The organism is Mesorhizobium sp. Arg314 (genome assembly GCF_053714275.1).
On record NZ_JBSKBP010000004.1, the window covers coordinates 1 to 22605 of the forward strand.

At 63.5% G+C, this 22605-nt stretch carries 26 protein-coding genes; 13 read left to right on the top strand and 13 right to left on the bottom strand.

What is annotated here, in order from left to right; translation table 11 throughout:
- Nucleotides 1–282 precede the first annotated feature (282 nt).
- The 7 genes from ACWGS9_RS05645 to ACWGS9_RS05675 all read right to left on the bottom strand — a co-directional run bounded on the left by ACWGS9_RS05645 (nt 283) and on the right by ACWGS9_RS05675 (nt 6792).
- Nucleotides 283–1077: an SDR family oxidoreductase gene (locus tag ACWGS9_RS05645; protein WP_454504302.1), complete on the bottom strand. Its 795-nt coding sequence runs from the start codon at nt 1075–1077 to the stop codon at nt 283–285.
- Nucleotides 1078–1108: 31 nt separating this feature from the next.
- The gene (gene iolG / locus ACWGS9_RS05650) at nt 1109–2101 is read right to left on the bottom strand and encodes an inositol 2-dehydrogenase (RefSeq protein ID WP_454504303.1); all 993 of its coding nucleotides are present in this window, start codon (nt 2099–2101) and stop codon (nt 1109–1111) included.
- 82 nt (nt 2102–2183) lie between these two features.
- Complete coding sequence (locus tag ACWGS9_RS05655; RefSeq protein WP_320214887.1) at nt 2184–2954, bottom strand: ATP-binding cassette domain-containing protein; 771 nt, start codon at nt 2952–2954, stop codon at nt 2184–2186.
- A gap of 2 nt (nt 2955–2956) precedes the next feature.
- A complete protein-coding gene (locus ACWGS9_RS05660; RefSeq protein WP_454504304.1) occupies nt 2957–4033 on the bottom strand; it encodes an ABC transporter permease in 1077 nt (358 codons plus the stop codon).
- A gap of 191 nt (nt 4034–4224) precedes the next feature.
- The gene (locus ACWGS9_RS05665; RefSeq protein WP_454504305.1) at nt 4225–5166 is read right to left on the bottom strand and encodes a sugar ABC transporter substrate-binding protein; all 942 of its coding nucleotides are present in this window, start codon (nt 5164–5166) and stop codon (nt 4225–4227) included.
- Nucleotides 5167–5288: 122 nt separating this feature from the next.
- Nucleotides 5289–5615, bottom strand: coding sequence for a hypothetical protein (locus ACWGS9_RS05670; protein ID WP_454504306.1), 327 nt, complete (start codon nt 5613–5615; stop codon nt 5289–5291).
- A 145-nt stretch (nt 5616–5760) separates the two neighbouring features.
- Nucleotides 5761–6792 carry a LacI family DNA-binding transcriptional regulator gene (locus tag ACWGS9_RS05675; protein ID WP_454504307.1) on the bottom strand — a complete coding sequence of 344 codons (1032 nt, stop codon included), beginning with the start codon at nt 6790–6792 and terminating at the stop codon, nt 5761–5763.
- A gap of 173 nt (nt 6793–6965) precedes the next feature.
- Here ACWGS9_RS05675 and ACWGS9_RS05680 point away from each other — a divergent pair, with 173 nt between their 5' ends.
- From ACWGS9_RS05680 to ACWGS9_RS05690, 3 genes are read left to right on the top strand one after another with little or no spacing between them, the layout of a single operon-like run.
- Entirely contained in the window at nt 6966–8072 is a 1107-nt protein-coding gene (locus ACWGS9_RS05680; protein WP_454504308.1) for a fatty acid desaturase family protein, read from the top strand.
- Between the two features lie 28 nt (nt 8073–8100).
- On the top strand, nt 8101–8415 hold the full coding sequence (locus tag ACWGS9_RS05685; RefSeq protein WP_320214884.1) for a MocE family 2Fe-2S type ferredoxin: 315 nt from the start codon (nt 8101–8103) through the stop codon (nt 8413–8415).
- Between the two features lie 5 nt (nt 8416–8420).
- A complete protein-coding gene (locus ACWGS9_RS05690; protein ID WP_454504309.1) occupies nt 8421–9650 on the top strand; it encodes an NAD(P)/FAD-dependent oxidoreductase in 1230 nt (409 codons plus the stop codon).
- 246 nt (nt 9651–9896) lie between these two features.
- Here ACWGS9_RS05690 and ACWGS9_RS05695 read toward each other — a convergent pair whose 3' ends face one another.
- From ACWGS9_RS05695 to hslV, 5 genes are all read right to left on the bottom strand, one after another.
- A complete protein-coding gene (locus tag ACWGS9_RS05695; RefSeq protein WP_454504310.1) occupies nt 9897–10856 on the bottom strand; it encodes a DUF1402 family protein in 960 nt (319 codons plus the stop codon).
- A gap of 267 nt (nt 10857–11123) precedes the next feature.
- Nucleotides 11124–12434 carry an ATP-dependent protease ATPase subunit HslU gene (gene hslU, locus ACWGS9_RS05700; protein ID WP_454504311.1) on the bottom strand — a complete coding sequence of 437 codons (1311 nt, stop codon included), beginning with the start codon at nt 12432–12434 and terminating at the stop codon, nt 11124–11126.
- 5 nt (nt 12435–12439) lie between these two features.
- Nucleotides 12440–13039, bottom strand: coding sequence for a DUF2585 domain-containing protein (locus ACWGS9_RS05705; RefSeq protein ID WP_454504312.1), 600 nt, complete (start codon nt 13037–13039; stop codon nt 12440–12442).
- 4 nt (nt 13040–13043) lie between these two features.
- Nucleotides 13044–13568: a GNAT family N-acetyltransferase gene (locus tag ACWGS9_RS05710; protein ID WP_454504313.1), complete on the bottom strand. Its 525-nt coding sequence runs from the start codon at nt 13566–13568 to the stop codon at nt 13044–13046.
- Between the two features lie 49 nt (nt 13569–13617).
- Nucleotides 13618–14169, bottom strand: a complete 552-nt coding sequence (gene hslV / locus ACWGS9_RS05715; RefSeq protein WP_454504314.1) for an ATP-dependent protease subunit HslV — start codon at nt 14167–14169, stop codon at nt 13618–13620.
- 215 nt (nt 14170–14384) lie between these two features.
- On the opposite strand from hslV, the gene hisB reads away from it, so the two are divergent.
- From hisB to coaA, 9 genes are all read left to right on the top strand, one after another.
- The gene (gene hisB / locus ACWGS9_RS05720; protein ID WP_320214878.1) at nt 14385–14981 is read left to right on the top strand and encodes an imidazoleglycerol-phosphate dehydratase HisB; all 597 of its coding nucleotides are present in this window, start codon (nt 14385–14387) and stop codon (nt 14979–14981) included.
- 4 nt (nt 14982–14985) lie between these two features.
- Nucleotides 14986–15459 (top strand): DUF2628 domain-containing protein, encoded by a 474-nt coding sequence (locus ACWGS9_RS05725; protein WP_454504315.1) that lies wholly within the window; start codon nt 14986–14988, stop codon nt 15457–15459.
- Between the two features lies 1 nt (nt 15460).
- Nucleotides 15461–16111 carry an imidazole glycerol phosphate synthase subunit HisH gene (gene hisH / locus ACWGS9_RS05730; protein ID WP_454504316.1) on the top strand — a complete coding sequence of 217 codons (651 nt, stop codon included), beginning with the start codon at nt 15461–15463 and terminating at the stop codon, nt 16109–16111.
- Nucleotides 16112–16114: 3 nt separating this feature from the next.
- Complete coding sequence (locus tag ACWGS9_RS05735; protein WP_454504317.1) at nt 16115–16405, top strand: DUF1330 domain-containing protein; 291 nt, start codon at nt 16115–16117, stop codon at nt 16403–16405.
- Between the two features lie 2 nt (nt 16406–16407).
- Nucleotides 16408–17154 (top strand): 1-(5-phosphoribosyl)-5-[(5-phosphoribosylamino)methylideneamino]imidazole-4-carboxamide isomerase, encoded by a 747-nt coding sequence (gene hisA, locus ACWGS9_RS05740; RefSeq protein ID WP_454504318.1) that lies wholly within the window; start codon nt 16408–16410, stop codon nt 17152–17154.
- A complete protein-coding gene (locus tag ACWGS9_RS05745) occupies nt 17151–17990 on the top strand; it encodes an arginase family protein (RefSeq protein WP_454504319.1) in 840 nt (279 codons plus the stop codon). The genes hisA and ACWGS9_RS05745 overlap by 4 nt, the downstream gene beginning before the upstream one ends.
- A complete protein-coding gene (hisF, locus tag ACWGS9_RS05750) occupies nt 17987–18781 on the top strand; it encodes an imidazole glycerol phosphate synthase subunit HisF (RefSeq protein ID WP_454504320.1) in 795 nt (264 codons plus the stop codon). The genes ACWGS9_RS05745 and hisF overlap by 4 nt, the downstream gene beginning before the upstream one ends.
- Nucleotides 18782–18790: 9 nt before the next feature.
- The gene (locus ACWGS9_RS05755; RefSeq protein WP_454504321.1) at nt 18791–19114 is read left to right on the top strand and encodes a phosphoribosyl-ATP diphosphatase; all 324 of its coding nucleotides are present in this window, start codon (nt 18791–18793) and stop codon (nt 19112–19114) included.
- 80 nt (nt 19115–19194) lie between these two features.
- Nucleotides 19195–20154: a type I pantothenate kinase gene (gene coaA / locus ACWGS9_RS05760; RefSeq protein ID WP_454504322.1), complete on the top strand. Its 960-nt coding sequence runs from the start codon at nt 19195–19197 to the stop codon at nt 20152–20154.
- Nucleotides 20155–20181: 27 nt separating this feature from the next.
- On the opposite strand, the gene ACWGS9_RS05765 is transcribed toward coaA, so the two are convergent.
- On the bottom strand, nt 20182–21210 hold the full coding sequence (locus ACWGS9_RS05765; RefSeq protein WP_454504323.1) for a glycosyltransferase family 87 protein: 1029 nt from the start codon (nt 21208–21210) through the stop codon (nt 20182–20184).
- A 357-nt stretch (nt 21211–21567) separates the two neighbouring features.
- On the opposite strand from ACWGS9_RS05765, the gene ACWGS9_RS05770 reads away from it, so the two are divergent.
- The gene (locus tag ACWGS9_RS05770; protein ID WP_454504324.1) at nt 21568–22605 is read left to right on the top strand and encodes a glycosyltransferase family 2 protein; all 1038 of its coding nucleotides are present in this window, start codon (nt 21568–21570) and stop codon (nt 22603–22605) included.

Consider the following 22605-nt stretch of genomic DNA (forward strand, 5'->3'; position numbering starts at 1 on the left):
CGCCTGCCGCCGGGACTGCCGGCTGTGATGGGCCGCAGTCCCGGCCGCCAAACTACCCGATCCTTCTCAAACAATCCCAGGGCGAAGGAGCGCAGCTCCGTCGCGAAGACCCTGGGATCCATTCCGCGACACCGGCCGACGAGCGCAGCGGAGAAGAATTCTGGACCGCAGCGACGCCTAGAAGTCGCGGCATGGATCCTCGGGTCGGCGCCGCGTCGCTTCGCTCCTTGCTCCGCCCGTGGATGACGAAGTGACTGGCGTCTCCGCTAGGCTCCCCTGCGCTTACTCCCCGACCACCCCAGCGATGTTCTGGTCGTAGTCGACAAGCGATCCCGTCATGACGCCGGCCTGCGGGCTGAGCATATAGGTAATCAGCCGGGCGAGTTGCGCAGGCTTGACCAGCTGGCCCATCGGCTGCGCGGCTTCGGCCTTTTCCAACCAGTCGTCGGGCGCTGCGTGCCACTTCTTCTGCACGATCGCCTCGCCCTCGGTGTCCATCCAGCCGGGCAGCACGGCGTTGCAGCGGATGCGGTTCTTCCGGTAGGAGCTCGCGACATTCTTGGTCAGCGTCATCAGCGCGCCCTTGCTTGTCGAATAGGGCGTCAGGAAGGACTGGCCGGCATGCGCCGACATCGACAGCACATTGACGATCGAGCCTGGCGCCTTGCGCTCCAGGAGATGCGCGACAAGACCCTGCATCAGGAAGAAGGGCCCACGCACATTGGTGTCGAATATCTGGTCGAAAAGCTCTTCCGACGTCTCGACCAGCGAGCCGCGCGCCGAGGTGGCAGCGGCATTGACCAGCGCGTTAAGCGTGCCGAAATGGGCGATCGCGGTTGCTACCGCGCGCTTGCAGTCGGCGACCTTGGCGACATCGGCGCTGATGAAGATGGCGTCGACCCCGCTCTTCCTGAGCGCTGCGACCGCTTGGTCGCCCTTCTCCTGCGAGCGGCCGATCAGCGCCACCGCGCGGCAGCCCTCGTCGGCCAAGGCCTCGGCAACGGCGAAGCCGATGCCTTGCGCACCGCCGGTGACGATGGCGCGCGTTTGTGAATTGCGACCGGCCAAACCGTTCATCGCTGTGCTCCTGTAATCTGTGTTCAAACGTTCAATCGACGCGGACGGTCTTGCCTGTCGTCGCCGATTTCAGCGCCGCGTCGGCGAGCTTCAGCGCGATCAGCCCGTCCTTGCCGCTTGGCGAAGCGTTCTTGCCGGCGCTCTTGGCGGCGATGAAGGAGGCGATCTCGTTGGCATAGGCGTCGATGTAACGGGTCATGAAGAAGTCGTGCAGCGGCGGCCGGGTGTAGCCCTTTTCGTTGGCGAGCTCGATCGACACCGGCCGCTGGTTCTCGGCCGCGACCATGCCCTTCGAGCCATGCACCTCGATGCGCTGGTCGTAGCCATAGGTGGCGCGGCGCGAATTGGAGATGACGGCCTGCTTGCCGGACGCGGTTTCGAGGATGACGCTGACCGAGTCGAAATCGCCTGCTTCGCCGATCTTCTTGTCGACCAGCACCGAGGCGTGGGCGCTGACGGCGACCGGCTCCTCGCCGAGCAGGAAGCGCGCCATGTCGAAATCGTGGATGGTCATGTCGCGGAAAATGCCGCCGGAACGGGCGATGTAATCGAGCGGCGGGGCAGCCGGATCGCGCGACGTGATGGTGACCATTTCGACCGTGCCGATGGCGCCGTCGTCGATCGCCTTGCGGACGGCGGCGAAATGCGGGTCGAAGCGACGGTTGAAGCCGACCATCAGCACAGCATTGGTCTTCTCGACCACGGCCAGGCATTTTTCGACGCGCTCGACGGAAAGATCGATCGGCTTTTCGCAGAAGATCGCCTTGCCGGCCTTGGCGAAGCGCTCGATCAGGTCGGCATGGGTGTCGGTCGGCGTGCAGATGATGACGGCATCGATGTCCTTGGCCTTCTCGATGGCATCGATCGTGCGCACTTCGGCGCCATAGGCGGAGGCCAGTTCAGTCGCCGCCTTCTCGAAGGCATCGGCCACCGCCACGAGCTTGGCCTGTGGGTTGGAGGCAACGGCGCGGGCATGCACCTTGCCGATACGGCCGGCGCCGAGGAGAGCGAAGCGGAGTGTCATGGAATGTCCTTCGAGGGTGGGTTTTATGGGCATGTCCGCGCCTGTCGGCGCGGACGATTGTTCGATCCCGTCGTGGCGCCCGTCAGGCGGCCTGCAATTCCGCCTGTCCGGTCTTGGCGCCGGTGATGTAGGCGACGATGTCGTTGCCGTCGGTGTCCTGCTTGCGCAGATTGGCGACGATCTTGCCGCGGCGGAAGACGACGATGCGGTCGACCAGGTCGAACACCTGGCGCATGTTGTGGCTGACCAGAATCAGCGGCTCGCCGTTTTCCTTGAGCGTGCGGATGATGTTTTCGACCTGCGCCGTCTCCTGCACGCCGAGGGCTGCCGTCGGCTCGTCCATGATGATCAGCTTGGAGGCGAAGGTGGCCGTCCTGGCGATCGCCACGCACTGGCGCTGGCCGCCCGACATGTGGCGGATGGTGCTGGACAGATTGGGGATCTTCACCGCCGTGCGAACGAGTGCCGCCTCGGTCGCCTTGCGCATCGCCTTGCGGTCGAGGATCGAAAATGGGCCGAGGTTGAACAGCACCTTCTCGCGACCGAGGAACAGGTTCGACGGCACGTCGAGATCGTCGGCCAGAGCGAGGTTCTGGAACACGGTCTCGATGCCCGCCTCGCGCGCCTCGATCGGGCCGGCGAAATTCACTTCCTTGCCGTCGAACCAGATCTTGCCCTCGGTGCGCTGCTCGACGCCGGTGATCTGTCGCACGAAGGTCGACTTGCCGGCGCCGTTGTCGCCCATGATGGCGACATGCTCGCCCTTGCGCAGCTCGAAATTCGCCTCCTGCAGCGCGTGCACGCCGCCATAGTGCTTGGTGAGGTTTTCGGTCTTCAGAACGATGTCGGACATGCTCAAGCTCCTATCGCCCGGCGACGCTGGCGCCATTGATCGAGAACGACCGCGCCGACGATGATCACGCCCTTGACCATTTCCTGATAATAGGCATCGAGGCGCAGGAAGGTGAAGCCGGAAATGATGACGCCGAAGATCAGCGAGCCGATCACGGTGCCGATGATGGAGCCGCGGCCGCCCGACAGCGAAACGCCGCCGATGACCGCCATGGCGATGGCGTCGAGCTCGTACATAACGCCCATGCCGGCCTGGGCGGTGAGGTTCTTGGAGGACAACACCACGGCGGCGATCGCTGCCAAGATACCGGCGATGGCATAGACCAGCACCTTGTGGTTGGCGATCTTGATACCGGACATGCGCGCGGCGTCTTCGTTCGAGCCGATGGCGTAGCAGTGCTTGCCGTATTTCGTGTAGGTCAGGATGAGCTGGAACAGGATCGCCAGCGAGATGAAGATGACGACCGGCATCAGGCCCTTGCCGATGGCCGCGAAGCTGTCGGTCGGGAACGAGATCGGCTGGCCCTTCGACCACCATTTGGCGATGCCGCGTGCGGTGACCATCATGCCGAGCGTGGCGATGAAAGGGGGAATGCGGGTGTAGGCGATCAACAGGCCGTTGATCAGGCCGCCGATCAGGCCGCAGCCGACCGCGACCAGCAGCGGCACGATGACCGGCAGGTCGGTCAGTCCATAGTCGATGAACATCGCCTTGGGATTGGGATTGCCGTTGACGGTGGCAACCTGCGCGAAACTCATGGCGATCATGGCGGTGGCGCCGACGATCGAGCCCGAGGACAGGTCGATGCCGCCGCAGATGATGACCTGGGTGACGCCGATGGCGATGATGCCGACGATCGACACCTGCAGAATGATGATCTGCAGGCGCTGCTCGTTGAACAGCCCTGAAACGTTCTCGCGGGTGTTGAACAGGAAGCTGTCGCCGAGGAAGACGCGGCCGATCAGTTCGAAGGCGGCGACGAGAATGACCAGCGCCAGGAACACGTTGAACTCGGCAGGCCATGGACGCTTCTTGGCGTCATAACTCAGCCCGCCGATGCCATGCGATGTCTGTGACACGTCTTCTTCCTCCGAATGACCGCACCCGTTCTCCCGCCTGGTGGGGCGGGAGAGGAACAGAGCGGCGCCGCTTCATCGGGAGCCGATTTCAGCCAGTCCGATGCGTCGCGGCGCCAACCCACGGTTTGTCTTCACGCAATCCCGTACGGAAAACCGCTACACACTTTTCCCGGAATTGCGTCGGCGCGGCCTCAGTTCTTCTTCAAGAACTTGTCGATGTTCGCCGGCGTGACGAGTTGGAAGGGCACGTAGACCTTGTGCTCGACCTTCTCACCCTTGGCGAGCTTCAGCGCCGCATCCAGCGCGCCGGCACCCTGGCCGGCAGCGTCCTGGAACACCGTTACATCGAGATCGCCGGCCTGCATCGCCGCCAGCGCGTCCTGCGTGGCGTCGACGCCGCCGACGACCACCGACTTCATGTCGACATTGGCGGCCTTCATCGCCTGGATGGCACCGATGGCGCTTTCGTCGTTGTTGGCGATGACGCCGTCGAACGGCTTGCCGGACGACAGCCAGTTGGTCATCAGGTTCTGCGCCTGGTCACGATCCCAGTTCGAGGTCTGCTTGTCGATGATCTTGATGAAGCTGCAGTCCGGGGTGGCGATCACTTCCTCGATGTCCTTGGTGCGCTGCACCGCGGCCTGGTTGGAAAGCTCGCCCATGATCACATAGACATTGGCTTCCTTCTTGCCGGCTTCCTTGAACAGGCGGCAGGCTTCCTTGGTCTCGAGCGTGCCGGATTCGGACTCGTTCGAAGCGACGAAGGCCTGGTTGCCAGGCAGCGAGTCGACATTGACCGGCTGGCGATTGACATAGACCAGCGGGATCTTGGCGGCGGCGGCCGCGTCCGACATCGCCTGGGTGGCCGAGGTATCGACCGGATTGACGATGATGGCGTCGACGCCCGATGCGGCAAAGTTCTTGATCTGGTCGAGCTGCTTGGCCACGTCGTTCTGCGCGTCCTCGACCTGCAACTCGACGCCGCTCATGCCCTTGGCCTGCGCGATCATGCCGTTGCGCAGCACGGTCAGGAAGTTGTCGTCGAACTTGGCCATCGAAACGCCGATCTTGGCGGCGAAGGCGGATGAGCACATCAGCGCCGAAAGCGCGACGCCCAAAAGCAGTTTCTTCATTTTATCTCTCCTCCACTTGGTGTCCGGCTGCACCCATTGAACCGGAATCCCCGGTTTGCCCGGGGAATCTCTCCCTGCGGCCGCATGGCGTTACCAACGCGATGGAACGCCTCATCCTCCGTTCAAACAGACGCTCTCGGAACGAAAGAACCAAAAAGCCTAGCTAGTGAAATATTTATTCCATTTCGCTTGGCGACGTCAAGGGCGATTCCAACCGAGGCCGCCGGTTTTTCGATCGCGCTCATCGAAACCTGTGCCCGAACCCCGCGAACCGCCATGAAAGAATCCATCAGCCTGATGGGTTCTTTCACATCGATTCCATCGCTCCGGGGGTCAGTTCCCCGACACAGGGATTTTGAAAGGTTGCCGTTTGTCTTGGTGCAAGATTTTCCGTTGAAGCGTTGCTGCGGTGCAGAATTCTGCTCCGCAGCGCCTTCGATCAAGGCCACGGCATGGATTCCAGGGTCTACGCGGTACGCTTCGCTTCCCGCTCCGCCCTAGCATGACGACGGGGTGAGCGTTTCGGCCAATCTCCAAGGCATGCCATCTGCCAACGCAAGCAAAGCCGACCGGTCAAAATCTCTGTGCTGGGGCCTAGATGTTTTCCGGCAGATAGATGTCGAAGGGCAGGAAGGTCTGTCCGGGCGCATTGGCGGCGCCGCTTTCGATGGCATGCGCCATCAGCCCGACGAGTTCCCGGCAGAGCGCGGCAAGCGGCGTCGAGATCACCATGGTGAGGATGTTGTCGGCAAGTGCTGCGCGAGAGACGGCGTTGATCTCGTTGCAGATGACGACCGGCATCTCAACCGGGTTCGCCGTCCTCAGCGCCGAGACCGCGCCTTCCATTCCGCCGCCGGCGACGTAGCAGCCGGCAAGATCGGGATGGCGCGCCAGAAGATCGAGCATGGCATCGTGCGTCACATCATTGGCTTCGAGGTTGACCAGCGTCTCCATCACGGTGAAATCCGGCGCGTGCTCGCGGAAATAGGAGCGGAAGCCGATCTCGCGCAGCTCATGGCCGTGGAAGCGGTGGCTGCCGACGAAGAGCGCGACCTTGCCGGGCTTCCTGGCCGCCTTGGCGATCATCCATGCCGCGCTGCGCCCGACCTTGCGGTTGTCGAGACCGACGTAACCCTCGCGGATGCCGGCGGCAAAGTCGGACAGCAGCGAGAAGACCGGCTGCCCCCTCGCCTTCAGCGCCTCCACGACCGCCGTCAGCGTCGGATGATCCGGACCGACGACGGCGATGGCTCTCGATTTGGCAGCCAGCTTGCGCATCTGGTCGGCGATCTCGTCGGGCGCCAGCGAAGCGGCGAAGTCGATCGCAGCAGTGCCGCGGAATCGTTGCGACTGTGCAACCGCCAGCTCGAGCTCGCTGGCGAAATCGCCATAGAAGACATCATTGCCCCTGAGCAGCAGGAAGCCGAGCCGATATTCCGGCAATTCCTGGCGCATGCGCTGCTTGATCAAACCCGCCGCGTGGTAGCCGATCTCGGTGGCGGCCTCATAGACCCGGCGCGCCGTCTCCTCGCGCACCGGCAGGCGACTGTTCAGCACTCTGTCGACGGTGGCGACACTGACGCCCGCAACGCGGGCGAGATCGGTAATGGTCGGCCGCTTTGCCATGAATGCTCCATCGCTAACCCGAATGAACATATCTCAGTCTGATAGAAAATGATAGAAACTATCTTTCTGATGTTGAGACTATCATAGGCTGGCGGTATGTTGAAGTGGAAACCAGTCATGGACGAGCCCGGACTTATCTGAGCCGCTCGCCAGATGCTGATGGAGGAACCTCAATGACGGCCATGACGTCTGCCGCGGCGTCGCCACGCGACTACAGCCTGATCGGCCGCGACGCAAAACGCGCTGTCGAGAGCGGGCTGGCGGCGGCCGAGTGGTACCACACCGAAATCCCGCGCAAGCAGATGAAGGAATTGATGCAGCGCTCGGACCAACCGGCGATCCGCGATACCGCCATCTGGCTCGGCTCCATGGCGCTCAGCGGCGCGGCGGGCGCACTGCTTTGGGGCACCTGGTGGTGCGTGCCGTTCTTCTTCGTCTATGGTGTACTCTACGGCTCGGCGACGGACTCGCGCTGGCATGAATGCGGCCACGGCACGGCGTTCCGCACGCAGTGGATGAACGACGCCGTCTACCAGATCGCCTGCTTCATGATCATGCGCAATCCGGTGACATGGCGCTGGAGCCACACGCGCCACCACACCGACACCATCATCGTCGGCCGCGATCCCGAAATCGCCGTCATGCGGCCGCCGGACCTGCTGCGCGTTGTGCTCAACTTCTTCGGCATCCTCGATGCCTGGCATGCGATGGCCGACATGCTGCGCAATGCCGCCGGCGTCGTCAGCGCCGCCGAAAAGACCTTCATTCCCGAGCAGGAACAGCCGAAGGCGATCCGTATCGCCCGCATCTGGACGGCGATATACACGGCCACGATCGCGCTGGCGCTCTATACCGGCTCGTTCCTGCCGCTGATGCTGGTCGGCCTGCCCCGGCTCTACGGCGCCTGGCATCATGTGATGGTCGGGCTGTTGCAGCATGGCGGACTGGCCGAGAACGTCACCGATCACCGACTGAACAGCCGCACCGTCTACATGAATCCGATCAGCCGCTTCATCTACTGGAACATGAACTACCATGTGGAGCACCACATGTTCCCGATGGTGCCCTATCACGCGCTGCCGAAGCTGCACGAAATGATCCAGCACGACCTGCCGGCGCCGACGCCGTCGATCCTGGCCGGCTATCGCGAAATGATCCCGGCCTTCGTGCGCCAGCTGCGCAACCAGGACTATTTCATCAAGCGCGAGCTGCCGCCGACGGCGCGGCCCTATCGCGAGGAACTGCATAACGACATTCCGATGGCTGCCGCGGCGGAATGATGCTCAAGACAATTTGCCGGAGGACGAGATGAACGACTGGGTCGAGGCCTGTGCGGCCGGAGACATCGATGAAGAGGACGTGATGCGGTTCGACCATGCCGGCCGTACCTTTGCCATCTACCGCAGCCCGGACGACGAATATTTCGCGACCGACGGCCTGTGCACGCATGAAAAGGTGCATCTGGCCGACGGGCTGGTGATGGACGACATCATCGAGTGCCCGAAGCACAATGGCCGCTTCAACTACAAGACCGGCGACGCGCGTGGCGCGCCGGTGTGCGTCAACCTCAAGACCTATCCGGTCAGGGTCGATGCCGGCAAAGTCCTTATTCAGATCGGGTGACGGCAATGACGGGAGGAATGGTGATCATCGGCGCCGGCGAATGCGGCGGCCGCGCCGCACTTGCGCTGCGCGATCTGGGTTTCGACGGGCCGGTGACGCTGGTCGGCGACGAGCCGCATCTGCCCTATGAGCGGCCGCCGCTATCGAAGGAAGCCATGACCGGCGAGGCCCCGGCCATCAAGGCGATCGCCACCGACGAGCTTTTCGCCGAGCGCTCGATCCGTCACATCCATTCCGTCCGGGCCGTTGCGATCGACCGTGCCGCACGAGCCGTGCAACTGTCGGACGGCTCTTCCGTTTCCTACGGCAAGCTGCTGCTGGCGACCGGATCGGTGCCGCGCAAGCTGCCGATGCCGGGTCTCGGGTCGCGCTGCGTTTATTTGAGGACCTTCAACGACGCGCTCGCCATCCGCGCCCATCTCGGCGCCGGAAACCGCGTCGCCATCATCGGTGGCGGCTTCATCGGCCTCGAGCTTGCCGCGTCGGCGCGAAAGCTCGGCGCCGCGGTCACGGTCATCGAGGCGCAGCCGCGCATCCTGATGCGCGGCGTGCCCGCCGAGATTGCGGAGATCATCCACAAGGCGCATGAGGCCGAGGGCGTTTCGATCCGCACCGGCCAGGGCATCGCGGCGATTGCCGACGAGGGCGCGGAAGTCGCCATCACGCTGGCCGACGGGCAGGAGATCGCCGCCGATCTCGCGGTGATCGGCATCGGCGCCGTGCCGGTGACGGCGCTTGCCGCCGAAGCCGGTCTGGCGATCGACAACGGCATCGCCGTCGACGAGCGTTTGCGCACCGCCGATCCGGATATCTTCGCCGCCGGCGATTGCTGCTCGTTCCCGCTCGCGGTCTATGGCGGACGGCGCGTGCGTCTGGAAGCCTGGCGCAACGCGCAGGAGCAGGGCGCCTTAGCCGCCAAGAACATGCTGGGCGCCGATGAGGCGCATGCCGCAGTGCCGTGGTTCTGGTCGGATCAGTACGGCCTCACCTTGCAGATCGCCGGGCTTTCGGACGAAGGTCGCATGAGCGTCCGGCGCGACCTCGACGACGGCGCCTTCGTCCTGTTCCATCTGGCCGAGGACGGCAGGCTGGTTGCCGCCAGCGGCATCGGCCCCGGCAATGCGGTGGCGCGCGACATCCGGTTGGCGGAGATGCTGATTGCGAAGCGGGCGACGCCGGCGCCGGAAGCGCTGGGCTCGCAAGCGGTCAAGCTGAAGTCGCTGCTGGCGGCGTGAGCTGTCGTGCCAATTGTCGATCTCGGCGCTGCCCCTCATCTGCCTACCGGCATCTTCTCCCCGTTCACGGGGAGAAGGGGGCTGTCGGCCCTCGGCGCCCATTCTGCAACGTTCGAGATCGGCGAAAGCGTCGACACAGCCTCTTTCTCCCCATTTACGGGGAGAAATGCCCGGCAGGGCAATGAGGGGCAGCGCAAAAGCGGTCGAACTGAACTCCAACCTGGCTCCGCTCTCAAAGCTTGGCCCCTAAAACAGCGCCTTCAGCTCGTCGAGCTTGTCGTTGACCAGCCAGCCGTAATAGTTTTCCTCGGGCAGCTTTTCCGGTTCGCCGGCGGCGCGGCGCTTGTCGTTTTCGGCCTTCAGCGCATTGGCGCGCTGCTCGGGATTGCCGACATTGTAGAGCGTCGCGGTGATACCCGGATTGCGCGAGATGTCGAAGCCGGCAATGCTGCGATAGGCGTCGATGGACTTCTTGATCGTCGCAGCGACGTAAGGCAGCGTCAGGTCCGGGTCCATGATGGTCTTGTAGACCGCGTTGGGATCGCTGACATCCAGCTTGGGCAGGCCCGAGACCTTGTGCACCAGGTCGCTCATCTGCAGCGCCGTCAGCGGGTTGAGCTGGCCGAGGCCAAAAGTCTGGCCGGCGTAATAGGGCTGGAAGAAGGTGGCTCCGAAGCGGTCGTTGGGGAAATCCTCACCGCCGACGGTCTCGCCGCGGAACGAATGATTCCAGACTTGCTCACGGCATTCCCAAAGATCGTAGCTGTCGTCCATGGCGGCGCATTTCTGGAATTCCGGCCGCTTGATGAAATCGCCGACGTCCTCGCCGTCATAGGCAAAGGTAAGCTTGCTCGACAAATAGGAGATCGCCTTGACGTAGTAGGTCTGCAGCCGGTCATAGGCGTCGACATTGTAGGTGTGCTCGCCGACGATGGCGCCGACGATATGCATGGGGTCGATGCCGTAGGCCGCCGCCGCCTTCCTGATCTTGGCGCGCAGGTCGGCGTCGTTCTGCAGCAGCGCGTAGACCTTGCGGTATTTGGCCTGGAAGGTGGTGTTGGTCGCCTGGGTGCGCCGGCTGGACGCGCCCGGAATATCCGGCTGCACGCTGTTGCGGTTGCCCGGCGGCACCATGGTCGCGGCATCGGCGATCGTCACCGCCGCCGCCAGTGCAAGACCAACAAAAAGAAACAGGTATTTCTTCATCCGCCGCCGCCTTTGAATGTGCGGCAACCTAGGTAAAGCGCTCGGCAGAGTCGAGAGCAGGCTGCTACCTGCCGCCAAGAATGGCGACCAGATGCTTCCATTTGGCCACACTTTGCGTTGGAAGGGCGTTTCCGGCCGGCCTGAAGCCGGCCCGAAATCGGGGCATTGGAAGGGCGTTTCAGGCCGGCCTGAAGCCGGCCCGAAATCGGGGCATCGGGAGGGCGTTTTCGGGCCGGCCTGTAGGCCAGCCCGAAATCAAGACCGGGCTTAAAGGATGAACCGCGACAGGTCGGTGTTGCGCGACAGGTCGCCGACATGCTTCTCGACATAGGCGGCGTCGATGGTGACGGCGGTGCCATTGCGGTCCGGCGCGTCGTAGGAGATCTCGTCCAGCACGCGCTCCATGACCGTCTGCAGGCGCCGCGCGCCGATATTCTCGACGCTGGCGTTGAGGTCGACGGCGATGCCGGCGAGAGAATCGATGGCGTCGTCGGTGAAGGTCAGCTCGACGCCTTCGGTCTTCATCAGCGCGATATACTGCTTGATCAGGCTCGCCTCCGTCTCGGTGAGGATGCGCACGAAATCAGACTTCTCCAGCGCGCGCAGCTCGACGCGGATCGGCAGGCGGCCCTGCAGCTCGGGCAGAAGGTCCGACGGCTTGGAGACGTGGAACGCACCCGAGGCGATGAACAGGATATGGTCGGTTTTAATCGACCCATACTTGGTCGCAACAGTCGTGCCTTCGACCAGCGGCAGCAGGTCGCGCTGCACGCCTTCGCGCGACGGGCCGCCCGAAATGTCGCTCCTGGCCGCGATCTTGTCGATCTCGTCGAGGAAGACGATGCCGTCGTTCTCGGCTGATTCCAGCGCCCTGCGCACCACTTCGTCCTGATCGAGCAGCTTGTCGGATTCGTCGTTGACCAGGAGCGCGTAGGAATCGCGCACCGTGGTCTTGCGGGTCTTGGTCTTGCGGCCGCCCATCGCCTTCGACAGCATGTCGTTGATGTTGAGCACGCCGACATTGGCGCCGGGCATGCCGGGAATCTCGAAGCCGGGCATGCCGCCGGTGCCGGTGTCGGCCACCTCGATCTCGATCTCCTTGTCGTCGAGCTCGCCCTCGCGCAGCTTCTTGCGGAAGCTGTCGCGCGTCGCCGGGCTCGCCGTCTTGCCGACAAGGGCTTCAAGCACGCGTTCCTCGGCGTTGACCTGGGCGCGCGCGTTGACGTCCTCGCGCATCTTCTCGCGCGCCAAGCCGATGGCGACCTCGACGAGGTCGCGCACGATCTGCTCGACATCGCGGCCGACATAGCCGACCTCGGTGAACTTGGTCGCCTCGACCTTGACGAAGGGCGCGCCGGCGAGCCGCGCCAGGCGGCGCGAGATTTCGGTCTTGCCGACGCCGGTCGGGCCGATCATCAGGATGTTCTTCGGCATCACCTCTTCGCGCATCTGGCCTTCCAGTTGCTGGCGGCGCCAGCGGTTGCGCAAGGCAATCGCCACGGCGCGCTTGGCGTCCTTCTGGCCGATGATGAAGCGGTCGAGTTCCGAAACGATTTCACGGGGAGAAAAGCTGCTCATAAGACTCAAATTCCACTTTGCCACTGCTTGATGGACTCGAACGGATGCAGCAGCATGATCACGTTGAGCGTCAGATTGTCCCGGATGAGGTAGCCCGTGCCGAGCTCGAAGATGAGCGCCAGGGCGACGATCACCCATATAGGTAGCTTTCGCGCCATCACAAATCCCAGCGCCATGAACAGCGTGTCGGACACCGAGTTGATGATCGAGTCGCCGTAATAGTTGAGCGAGATGGTGCCGGCACGGTAGCGGTCGATGATGAAGGGGCTGTTTTCCAGAAGCTCCCAACCGCCTTCGATGAGGACCGCGAAGGCCAGCCTCAGCCCGATCGGCGAACGCGGAAAGAGGAACCTCGCCAGAGCATAGAACAGGAAGCCGTGGATGATGTGCGAGAAGGTGTACCAGTCGGCGATGTGCTGGGAATTCTCCGAGCTGTTGACCACGCCGTGCCAGAGCTTGACGTAACCGCAGGTGCAGATCGGCGGATGGCCCATGCCGTACAAGGCGCCGGCCTGGAAAATGACCAAGGCGAGCACAAGCAGAAGGCCCATGCGCCAGCTGTCTTCATAGGCGGAAAGCGTCTTGTCCACTTCAGGCGCGGTCATTCGGTCAGTCCCCCAGATTTTCGTCGCCTTCGGCCGCATCGACGGCCATCAGCACGACCTCCCCATATTGCGAATGCCTGCGGCCGATCGGCCTGAAGCCGGCCTTCTCATAGGCGCGGATGGCGCGGCCATTGCCGGGATGCGGATCGATGATGACGCGCGGCGCGCCTTCCTCGAAAAGCTCCTCGGCGAACTGGCGCAGGATGGCCGAGCCATGACCGATACCGACCAGCTCCGGCGGGCCGATCGACAGATCGACGCCCAGCGTGCCGAACGGCTGGTCGGCATAGGGATGGTCGTCCTCCATATGCGGATCGTAGCTCTGCAGGTAGGCGATCGGCCTGCCGTCAAGTTCGACGATCAGCGGCTCGACCGAGACCGAATCGATATGCTCGCCGATTCCGGCGATTTCCTTCTCCGGATCGTCCCACCATGCGGCGACATGCGGCTCTCTGAGCCAGCCGGCGATCATCGGCAGGTCCTTTGGCGTGACCGGCCGAAAATCGTAGTTATTTCCTTGGTTGGCCATGATCTTTTCCAAAAACCGGGTCCCACTTTTTGGGATCATGGCCAGCTGTTCAGGCGGCATCGAGCGTTTCGACGACGAAGTTGTTGTTGGTGTAGACGCAGATGTCGGACGCGATCTGCATGGCCTTGCGGGCGATCTCCTCGGCGTCCTTTTCGGTGTCGATCAGCGCGCGGGCCGCGGCCAGCGCGTAGTTGCCGCCGGAGCCGATGGCCATGACGCCATGTTCGGGCTCGAGCACGTCGCCATTGCCGGTCAGCGCCAGCGACACCGACTTGTCGGCGACCAGCATCATGGCTTCCAGGCGGCGCAGATAGCGGTCGGTGCGCCAGTCCTTGGCGAGCTCGACGCAGGCGCGCGTCAGCTGGTCCGGGTATTGCTCGAGCTTGGCTTCGAGCCGCTCCAGCAGGGTGAAGGCATCGGCGGTGGCGCCGGCGAAGCCGGCAATGACGCTGCCGCCCTTGCCGATGCGGCGCACCTTGCGGGCGTTGCCCTTCATGATGGTCTGGCCAAGGCTGACCTGGCCGTCGCCGGCGATCACAACCTTGTTGCCCTTACGCACGCTGATGATGGTCGTGGCGTGCATGGTGAGTTCATTCGACATTTTGGCTCCGATTCGCGCTATCCCTCCTGAAGGCGATTGGCGCGGTACGAGTGAGTTGGATCGGCCATATGTATGCATGAGGCTAACGATTGCAAACCGCCCCAAGCCAAGCCCGATAGCGACCGGAATGGCAACTGGCAATCGCCCGATCATGCTGATAGAAGGCTTTCGTTTTCAAGCCCGAAGCCTCCGAGCGGGGCAACAAGGACAGAACGATGACGCGTTCCGCCGAAGTCAGCCGCAAGACCAGGGAAACCGACATTTCGGTTTCGGTCCATGTCGACGGCAAGGGCAAAGCCGACATTTCGACCGGCGTCGGCTTCTTCGACCATATGCTCGACCAGCTGTCGCGGCATTCACTGATCGACATGACCATAAAGGCCAAGGGCGACCTGCATATCGACGACCACCACACGGTCGAGGACACCGGCATCGCTATCGGCCAGGCATTGAGCAAGGCGCTGGGCGAGCGGCGCGGCATCATGCGCTATGCCTCGATCGACCTCGCCATGGACGAGACGCTGACCAGGGCGGCGATCGACGTCTCCGGCCGGCCCTTTCTGGTCTGGAACGTCGCCTTCTCGTCGCCGAAGATCGGCACCTTCGACACCGAACTGGTGCGCGAGTTCTTCCAGGCGCTGGCGCAGAATGCCGGTATCACGCTGCATGTGACCAACCATTACGGCGCCAACAACCATCATATCGCCGAAACCTGCTTCAAGGCGGTGGCGCGGGCGTTGCGCGCGGCGCTGGAGCCCGATCCGCGCCAGCCTGACGCGGTGCCTTCCACCAAGGGATCCCTGAAAGGATAGCCCTATGGCGACCTATGTCGTGATGGAGCCGCCGGCAGGCAACAAAGCCGAGGACGTACGTTTCGTGCGCGACAGCTTCACCTGGCTGGGTTTCCTGGTCGCTCCGCTCTGGCTCGCGTGGAACAGGCTGTGGATCGAGGCGGTGTTGACCTTCGTCGTCATGGCGATCCTGTCGGCGGTTGGCGAAAGGCTTGGGCTCGAATGGGCCGGATCGATGTTGTCGCTGCTGGTCTCGCTCTCTATCGGGTTCGAAGGCCAGGGCCTGCGCATCGCGGCGCTGCGCCGACACGGCTGGCGCGAATGGGGAGTGGTCGAGGCCGGCAATCTTGGCGATGCCGAGATGCGCCATGCGCTGGAGGCCGACGAAGACGACGACCAGCCGGCTCCCCTGCAGCGCATCGTGCCGGACGCGTCGCTGGCACGTCCGCCGCAGACCGGCATGGCGCTGGGGCTGACCCATACGCCTGGAAGGCCATGACATGCGGGTAGCCATTATCGACTACGGTTCGGGCAATCTGCGCTCGGCCACCAAGGCCTTCGAGCGCGCCGCGCATGAGGCGGGCCTTGCCGCGACGATCGAGCTTACGGCCGACGCCGAACGGGTGCGCAATGCCGACCGCATCGTGCTGCCGGGCGTCGGCGCCTATGCCGATTGCGCCGCCGGCCTGCACGGGGTGGCCGGCATGTGGGAGGCGGTGGAGGAAGTCGCCATTGCCAAGGGGCGGCCTTTCCTCGGCATCTGCGTCGGCATGCAGCTGATGTCGGAACGCGGTCTCGAAAAGACCGTCACCAAGGGCCTCGGCTGGATCGCCGGCGACGTCAAGGAGATCCAGCCCTCCGATCCGGCGCTGAAGATCCCGCAGATCGGCTGGAACACGATCGAGCTTGCCCGCAAGCACCCGCTGTTTTCCGGCATCGAGACCGGCCCGAAGGGGCTGCACGCCTATTTCGTCCATTCCTATCACCTGGAAGCGAAGAACCCTGCCGAGATCGTGGCGACCGCCGACTATGGCGGCGCGGTGACGGCCGCGGTGGCCAGCGACAACCTCGCCGGCACGCAGTTCCATCCCGAAAAGAGCCAGGCGCTCGGCCTGGCGCTGATCACCAATTTCCTGAAATGGAGGCCCTGAGAGATGAGCAAGAAGGGCTATTGGATGGCGATGATCGATGTCCGCGATCCGGACCTCTACAAGCAGTACATCGAAGCGAATGCCGCCGCCTTCGCGAAATACGGCGCAAAGTTTCCGGTCCGGGCAGGTCGTTACGACAATCCGGAAGGGCCGACCGGCAACCGTCACGTGCTGGTCGAGTTCGAATCCTACGACAAGGCGATCGAATGCTATCAGTCGCCTGAATATCAGCATGCCTCGAAATTCCGGCTCGCCGCTTCGACCGGCCATTTCGTCATCGTCGAGGGCGCCTGATCGTGATCCTGTTTCCGGCAATAGACCTCAAGGACGGCCAATGCGTGCGCCTGAAACACGGCGACATGGCCACCGCCACCATCTACAACGACGACCCTGCCGCGCAGGCCAAGGCCTTCGAGGAACAGGGCTTTGAATGGCTGCACGTCGTCGACCTCAACGGCGCCTTCCAAGGCCAGAGCGTCAACAGCGCCGCGGTCGGCGCCATCCTCAAGGCGACGAAGAACCCGGTGCAGCTCGGCGGCGGCATCCGCACCCTGCCGCAGATCGAGGACTGGCTGGATCGCGGCCTGGCCCGCGTCATCCTGGGCACGGTCGCGGTGCGCGAGCCGGATCTGGTCAAGGAAGCCTGCAAGGCTTTCCCGGGCAAGGTCGCCGTCGGCATCGACGCCAAGGGCGGCAAGGTCGCGGTCGAAGGCTGGGCCGAGGCCTCCGAGCTCGGCGTCATCGAGCTGGCCAAGAAATTCGAAGGCGCGGGCGTGGCCGCCATCATCTACACCGATATCGACCGCGACGGCGTGCTTTCCGGCATCAACTGGGATTCGACGATCAGCCTCGCCGAGGCGGTGTCCATTCCTGTGATCGCATCCGGCGGCCTCGCTTCGATCGCCGACATCGTGCGCATGACCATGCCCGATGCGAAGAAACTCGAAGGCGCGATCTCCGGCCGCGCCCTATATGACGGACGTATCGATCCGGCCGAGGCGCTGGCCATCCTGCGCGGCGAGAGGGCGGAGGCAAGAGCGTGAACATTTCGATCATCCTGGCATCCTACGACAGCGGCCATTTCCACGGCGGCTGCGGCCAGGGCCCGGACGCGATGATCTCGGGCGGGCTGGCCGAGGCGCTGAAGCTCGCCGGTCACGACGTCGATGTGCATGACATCGGCAAGGTGGTCGAGGATGAAGAAGAGCGCGAGATCAGCACCGGATTTGCCGTCTGCAACGCCGTTTCGGGTCAGGTCCGCATCGCGCTCGACAAAAAGCGGTTTCCGATCGTGCTTGCCGGCAACTGCCTGACCAGCGCGGGTGCGGTGGCCGGCGCAGGCGCCGACGCCATCATCTGGGCCGACCAGCATGGCGACCTCAACACGCCTGAGACCTCGACCTCCGGCTTCCTTGACGGCATGGCGCTGGCCACCGTGCTCGGCCTTTGCTGGCGGCCGATGGCGAACCGGATCCCCGGCTTCAAGCCGATCGATCCGTCGCGCTGCGTTTTGGTCAACGCGCGCGACCTCGACAGCGCGGAAAAAGAGCTGTTGGAAAAGCTGCCGATCATCAGGACGGAGTGTCCGGACTGGAAGAGCGCGGCGCAGAGACTGAAAGCCGACGGCGCAAGGCGTGTCCACATGCATGTCGACCTCGACGTGCACGACCCGGAGAAGCTGCAGGCCAACCGCTACACCACGCAAGGCGGCCCGGCCCCCGAACAGGTGCGCACTGCGATGTGCGGCCTCGCCGGCCCGCTCAGCATCGCCGGGCTGACCATTTCCGCCTACGATCCGGCCTTCGACCCCAAGGGCGACGTGCCGCCGCTGGTCGGCGAGCTCGTGGTCGACCTGCTCTCGACGCTGGAAGGCAAGTGATGCTGAAGGCCCGCGTCATCCCCTGCCTCGACGTCAAGAACGGCCGCGTGGTCAAGGGCGTCAATTTCGTCGACCTCGTCGATGCCGGCGACCCGGTCGAAGCCGCCAAGGCTTATGATGCCGCGGGCGCCGACGAGCTCTGCTTCCTCGACATCACCGCATCGTCGGACAATCGCGAGACGATCTTCGAGGTGGTCGCCAGAACGGCCGAGCAGTGCTTCATGCCGCTCACCGTCGGCGGCGGCGTGCGCCAGGTGGCCGACATTCGCAAGCTGCTTCTGGCCGGCGCCGACAAGGTGTCGATCAACACGGCGGCGGTGAAGAACCCGGATTTCGTCGCGGAAGCCGCCGACAAGTTCGGCAACCAGTGCATCGTCGTTGCCATCGACGCCAAGAAGGTGTCGGCAGCCGGCGAGGCCGACCGCTGGGAGATATTCACCCATGGCGGGCGCGAGAAGACAGGCATCGACGCGGTCGAATTCGCCAGACGCATGGTCGAGCGCGGCGCCGGCGAGATCCTTTTGACCTCGATGGACCGCGACGGCACCAAGGCCGGCTACGACATTGCGCTGACCCGCGCGATCGCCGATGCGGTGCGCGTGCCGGTGATCGCTTCCGGCGGTGTCGGAACGCTCGATCACCTTGTCGAAGGTATCCGCGACGGCCATGCCGGCGCGGTGCTTGCAGCCTCGATCTTCCATTTCGGCACCTACACGATCGCCGAGGCGAAAGCGCATATGGCCAAGGCCGGCCTGCCGATGCGGCTGGACTCGACGGCCTCTGAGGCTTAAACGGCTGTTATGGCAGACTTTTCGCTCGCCGAGCTGGAATCGATCATTCATCAGCGCGCCCATTCCGGCGATCCGGACTCGTGGACGGCGAAACTGTTCGCCAAGGGTATGGACAAGGCGGCGCAGAAGCTCGGCGAGGAGGCTGTGGAGACGGTAATTGCCGCTGTCAGGGCGGACAAAAAAGCCCTCGTTTCGGAAAGCGCCGATCTTGTATATCATTGGCTGGTCGTCCTCGGCATGGCAGGTGTTCCGCTGGACGACGTGCTCAAGGAGCTCGAGGCCCGTACCGGCCGTTCGGGCATCGCCGAAAAGGCATCCCGGTCGAAGGGTTGAAAGAGACGGATAGAGCATGATGTCGCCCGAAAACCGCTTCACATTTTTCGGCATCATGCTCTAGGAGGGCAGGAAACTCGATGGACCAACTTGCTCCTACCGAGAAGTATTCCCCCTATCGATTCTTCTCCGCCGAGCAATGGTCGCAGTTCCGCGCCGATACGCCGCTGACGCTGACCGAGGACGAGATCGACCGGCTGCGCTCGCTCAACGACCCGGTCGATCTCGAAGAGGTCAAGCGCATCTATCTGTCGCTGTCGCGGCTGCTTTCGGCGCATGTCGAGGCAAGCCAGTTGCTGTTCCGGCAGCGCCAGGCCTTTTTCAACGCGCAGGACATCGTCAAGACACCCTTCATCATCGGCATCGCAGGCTCGGTCGCGGTCGGCAAGTCGACCACGGCGCGCGTGCTGAAGGAGCTTCTGGCGCGCTGGCCTTCGAGCCCGAAGGTCGACCTCATCACCACCGACGGCTTCCTGTTGCCCAACGAGATCCTTCGTCGCGAAAATCTGATGGAGCGCAAGGGGTTCCCCGAGAGCTACGACGTCGGCGCGCTGCTCAGGTTCCTGTCCGGCATCAAGTCGGCGCAAAGCAGTGTCCGCGCGCCGGTCTATTCGCACCTGACCTATGACGTCATCCCCGGCGAGTTCGTCACCATCGACCGTCCGGACATATTGATCTTCGAAGGCATCAACGTGCTGCAGCCGGGCAAGCTGCCGAAGGACGGCAAGATCGTGCCGTTCCTGTCCGACTTCTTCGATTTCGCCATCTATATCGATGCCGACGAGAAGCTGATCCATCAATGGTACATCCAGCGTTTCATGCGGCTGCGCGAGACCGCCTTCCGCAATCCGGACTCCTTCTTTCACCGCTATTCGCAGCTTTCGCAGGATGCCGCCCGGGCCATCGCCGAAGGGCTCTGGGCCAACATCAACCTGAAGAACCTGCGCGAGAACATCCTGCCGACCAGGGCGCGGGCCGATCTTATCCTGCGCAAGGGCGCCAATCACCTGATCGAGGAAGTGGCGTTGAGGAAGCTTTGATCGAGGCCTGAGAAACAACGGCCTCAATCAAATACGCGCGGCTGGCGCCGGAAGCATGTCCGCCTCGCGGCTTCGCACCCATATCGAGAAAAACATCCAGCCGGCAAGAAACGACGGCATCAGGACGCCGACATGGAAACCGGCATTGTTGAGGATGTGCGCGAAGAACGCGTAGAGCCAGCAGGCCGCGAGAACGAGACCGGGCGGCCGCGAAACCGAGGTGAACAGCAGGGCGACCGCGACCGTGGCTCCGATCGTGTCGTAGGTATAGCCATAGGGTGTCGCGAGGATCGCAAGAACGGCGGTCAGGACCACCCTTTCACGATGTTCCACTCTACGGTCCGGCCACCAGAGCCAGACGACAGCGGCGATGGCGGCAATCGTCGCGATCGCCTGCAGGCCATAAGCGGCTGTGACACCGAAGCCGAGCGCCCGTGCCGTGAAAAACACGGTTATTGCGTTGGCATGATAGTGCTGTGGAAAAGGCGCTTCCATAATCGCGGTCATCAACGGCCGGGTCTGAGTCAGAAATTGTGTCCAGACATCGAAGCCGAAGCACAGGCCGGTCGCCAGGACGATCGCGATGGTGGTCGCGACGGCGGCGACGATTGCTCGCCAATTACCACTGGCGAGCAGGCAGAACGGGACGAGGATGCCAAGGTGCGGCTTGATCGTCAGAAGGCCGAACAAAACCCCTGCCAAAACCGGACGTCGAGGCGCCAGGGCCAGGCCTCCGATCAGCAAGGCAGTCGTCAGCGCGCCGTTCTGACCGAAAACCGCGTCCCAGATAACGGCAGGGCTCAAAACAATCGCCAGTTCCGCCGCTCCTCCCAACTTTAGCGGCCGGACTGCCAGCCAGAGGCACAGAATGGTTCCAAACGTCCAGACAAGATAGGCGGGGAATATCGGCAGGGCCGCGAGCGGCGCGCCAATCATCAGGATGCTCGGCGGATAGCTCCATTCCTGATTTGGAAGATTTGGCGTGAACATGCCGCGTAAGGCTGCCCGGTAGGCATCCGCGTCGAAAAGGAGGCCGACATGCGCGTCGAGCGCCATGCGCCCACCGCCCCAGAGATTGCTGAAGTCCCAGTAAGGCAAAGTCTTTGAGAGGCCCGACAGACCATCCGGACCAAGGGTCCACAATTTGCGCAGATAAAGCTCAGCCATGTAGAGCGCGATGATCGCCGCCACGGTGACGACGGCCACGTCAGAGAGGCTTCGGGGCCTGATCCGGCCTATTTGCGGAGCGGCTTCGGTCATGAGCTTCTTTAGGCCCCGCACCCTTAAGATCGCGTTGCCGCGCAGTCAGCGCCGGCTGCCGCGGTTCCTTGCCGAGACCTCCGGGTTAACGGCAACTTAGGCAATGCCTGTTAGTTTTTCCGTCCAACTCCAGCGGGTGTCGGGAGGCAACCGGTGATTGATGCGAGCAATGCCGAAGGCTGCGGGGCCCCGGTCTATTCACTGGTCATTCCGATCTTCAACGAAGAGGCGGTGCTGCCGCTGCTGGTCCGCCGGATCACAGCCTTGATCGACACGCTGGACGCGAGCGCCGAAGCCATCTTCGTCGACGACGGCAGCCGCGACACCAGCGTCATCTTCCTGCGCGGCATGGCCGCGGGGGATCCACGCTTCAAGCTGATCGAGCTGTCGCGCAATTTCGGTCACCAGATCGCGATCACCGCCGGCATGGATGCCGCGGCAGGCGATGCCGTCATCGTCATGGACGCCGACCTGCAGGACCCGCCTGAAGTGGTGCTCGACCTCATAGCCAAATGGAAGGAAGGCTACGAGATCGTCTATGCCCGGCGCGTCAAGCGCGAAGGCGAGTCTCTGCTCAAACGGCTGACAGCCAGCCTGTTCTACCGCGTGCTGGAGCAAATGACCTCCGTCACCATCCCGCGCGATGTCGGCGACTTCCGCCTCGTCGGGCGCAAGGCGCTCGAAACCTTCAAACGCATGCCGGAACGAGACCGCTTCGTGCGCGGGATGTTCGGCTGGATGGGCTTCAAGCAGGCCGCGGTCGCATTCGAACGGCCGGTACGGGCAGCCGGCGAAACCAAATACCCGTTCTGGAAGATGGTGCGGCTGGCGGTGCACGGCATCGTCAGCTTTTCAGACAAGCCGCTGCGGCTCGCGCTCTGGGCGGGGCTGGCCGTATCGGGCATCGCCGCCCTGCTCGGCGTTTTCGCCGTGTTTTCCTGGCTGTTCGAGACCGGAGTGGTTCAGGGCTGGACGTCGACGGTGGTGATCATCTCCTTCCTGTCGGGCATCAATCTCTTCATGACCGGCGTGATCGGCCTCTATGTCGGCGGCATCCACGCCGAGGTGAAACGGCGACCGCTCTATGTCATCGACCGGCTGACCGGTTTCGAGGAAGCAATCGCCGCAATGAGCGGCGACGAGGCGACGAGGGGAAAGCCGCCGGCGTCGCGCGAACGCCGGTTCGGCTGA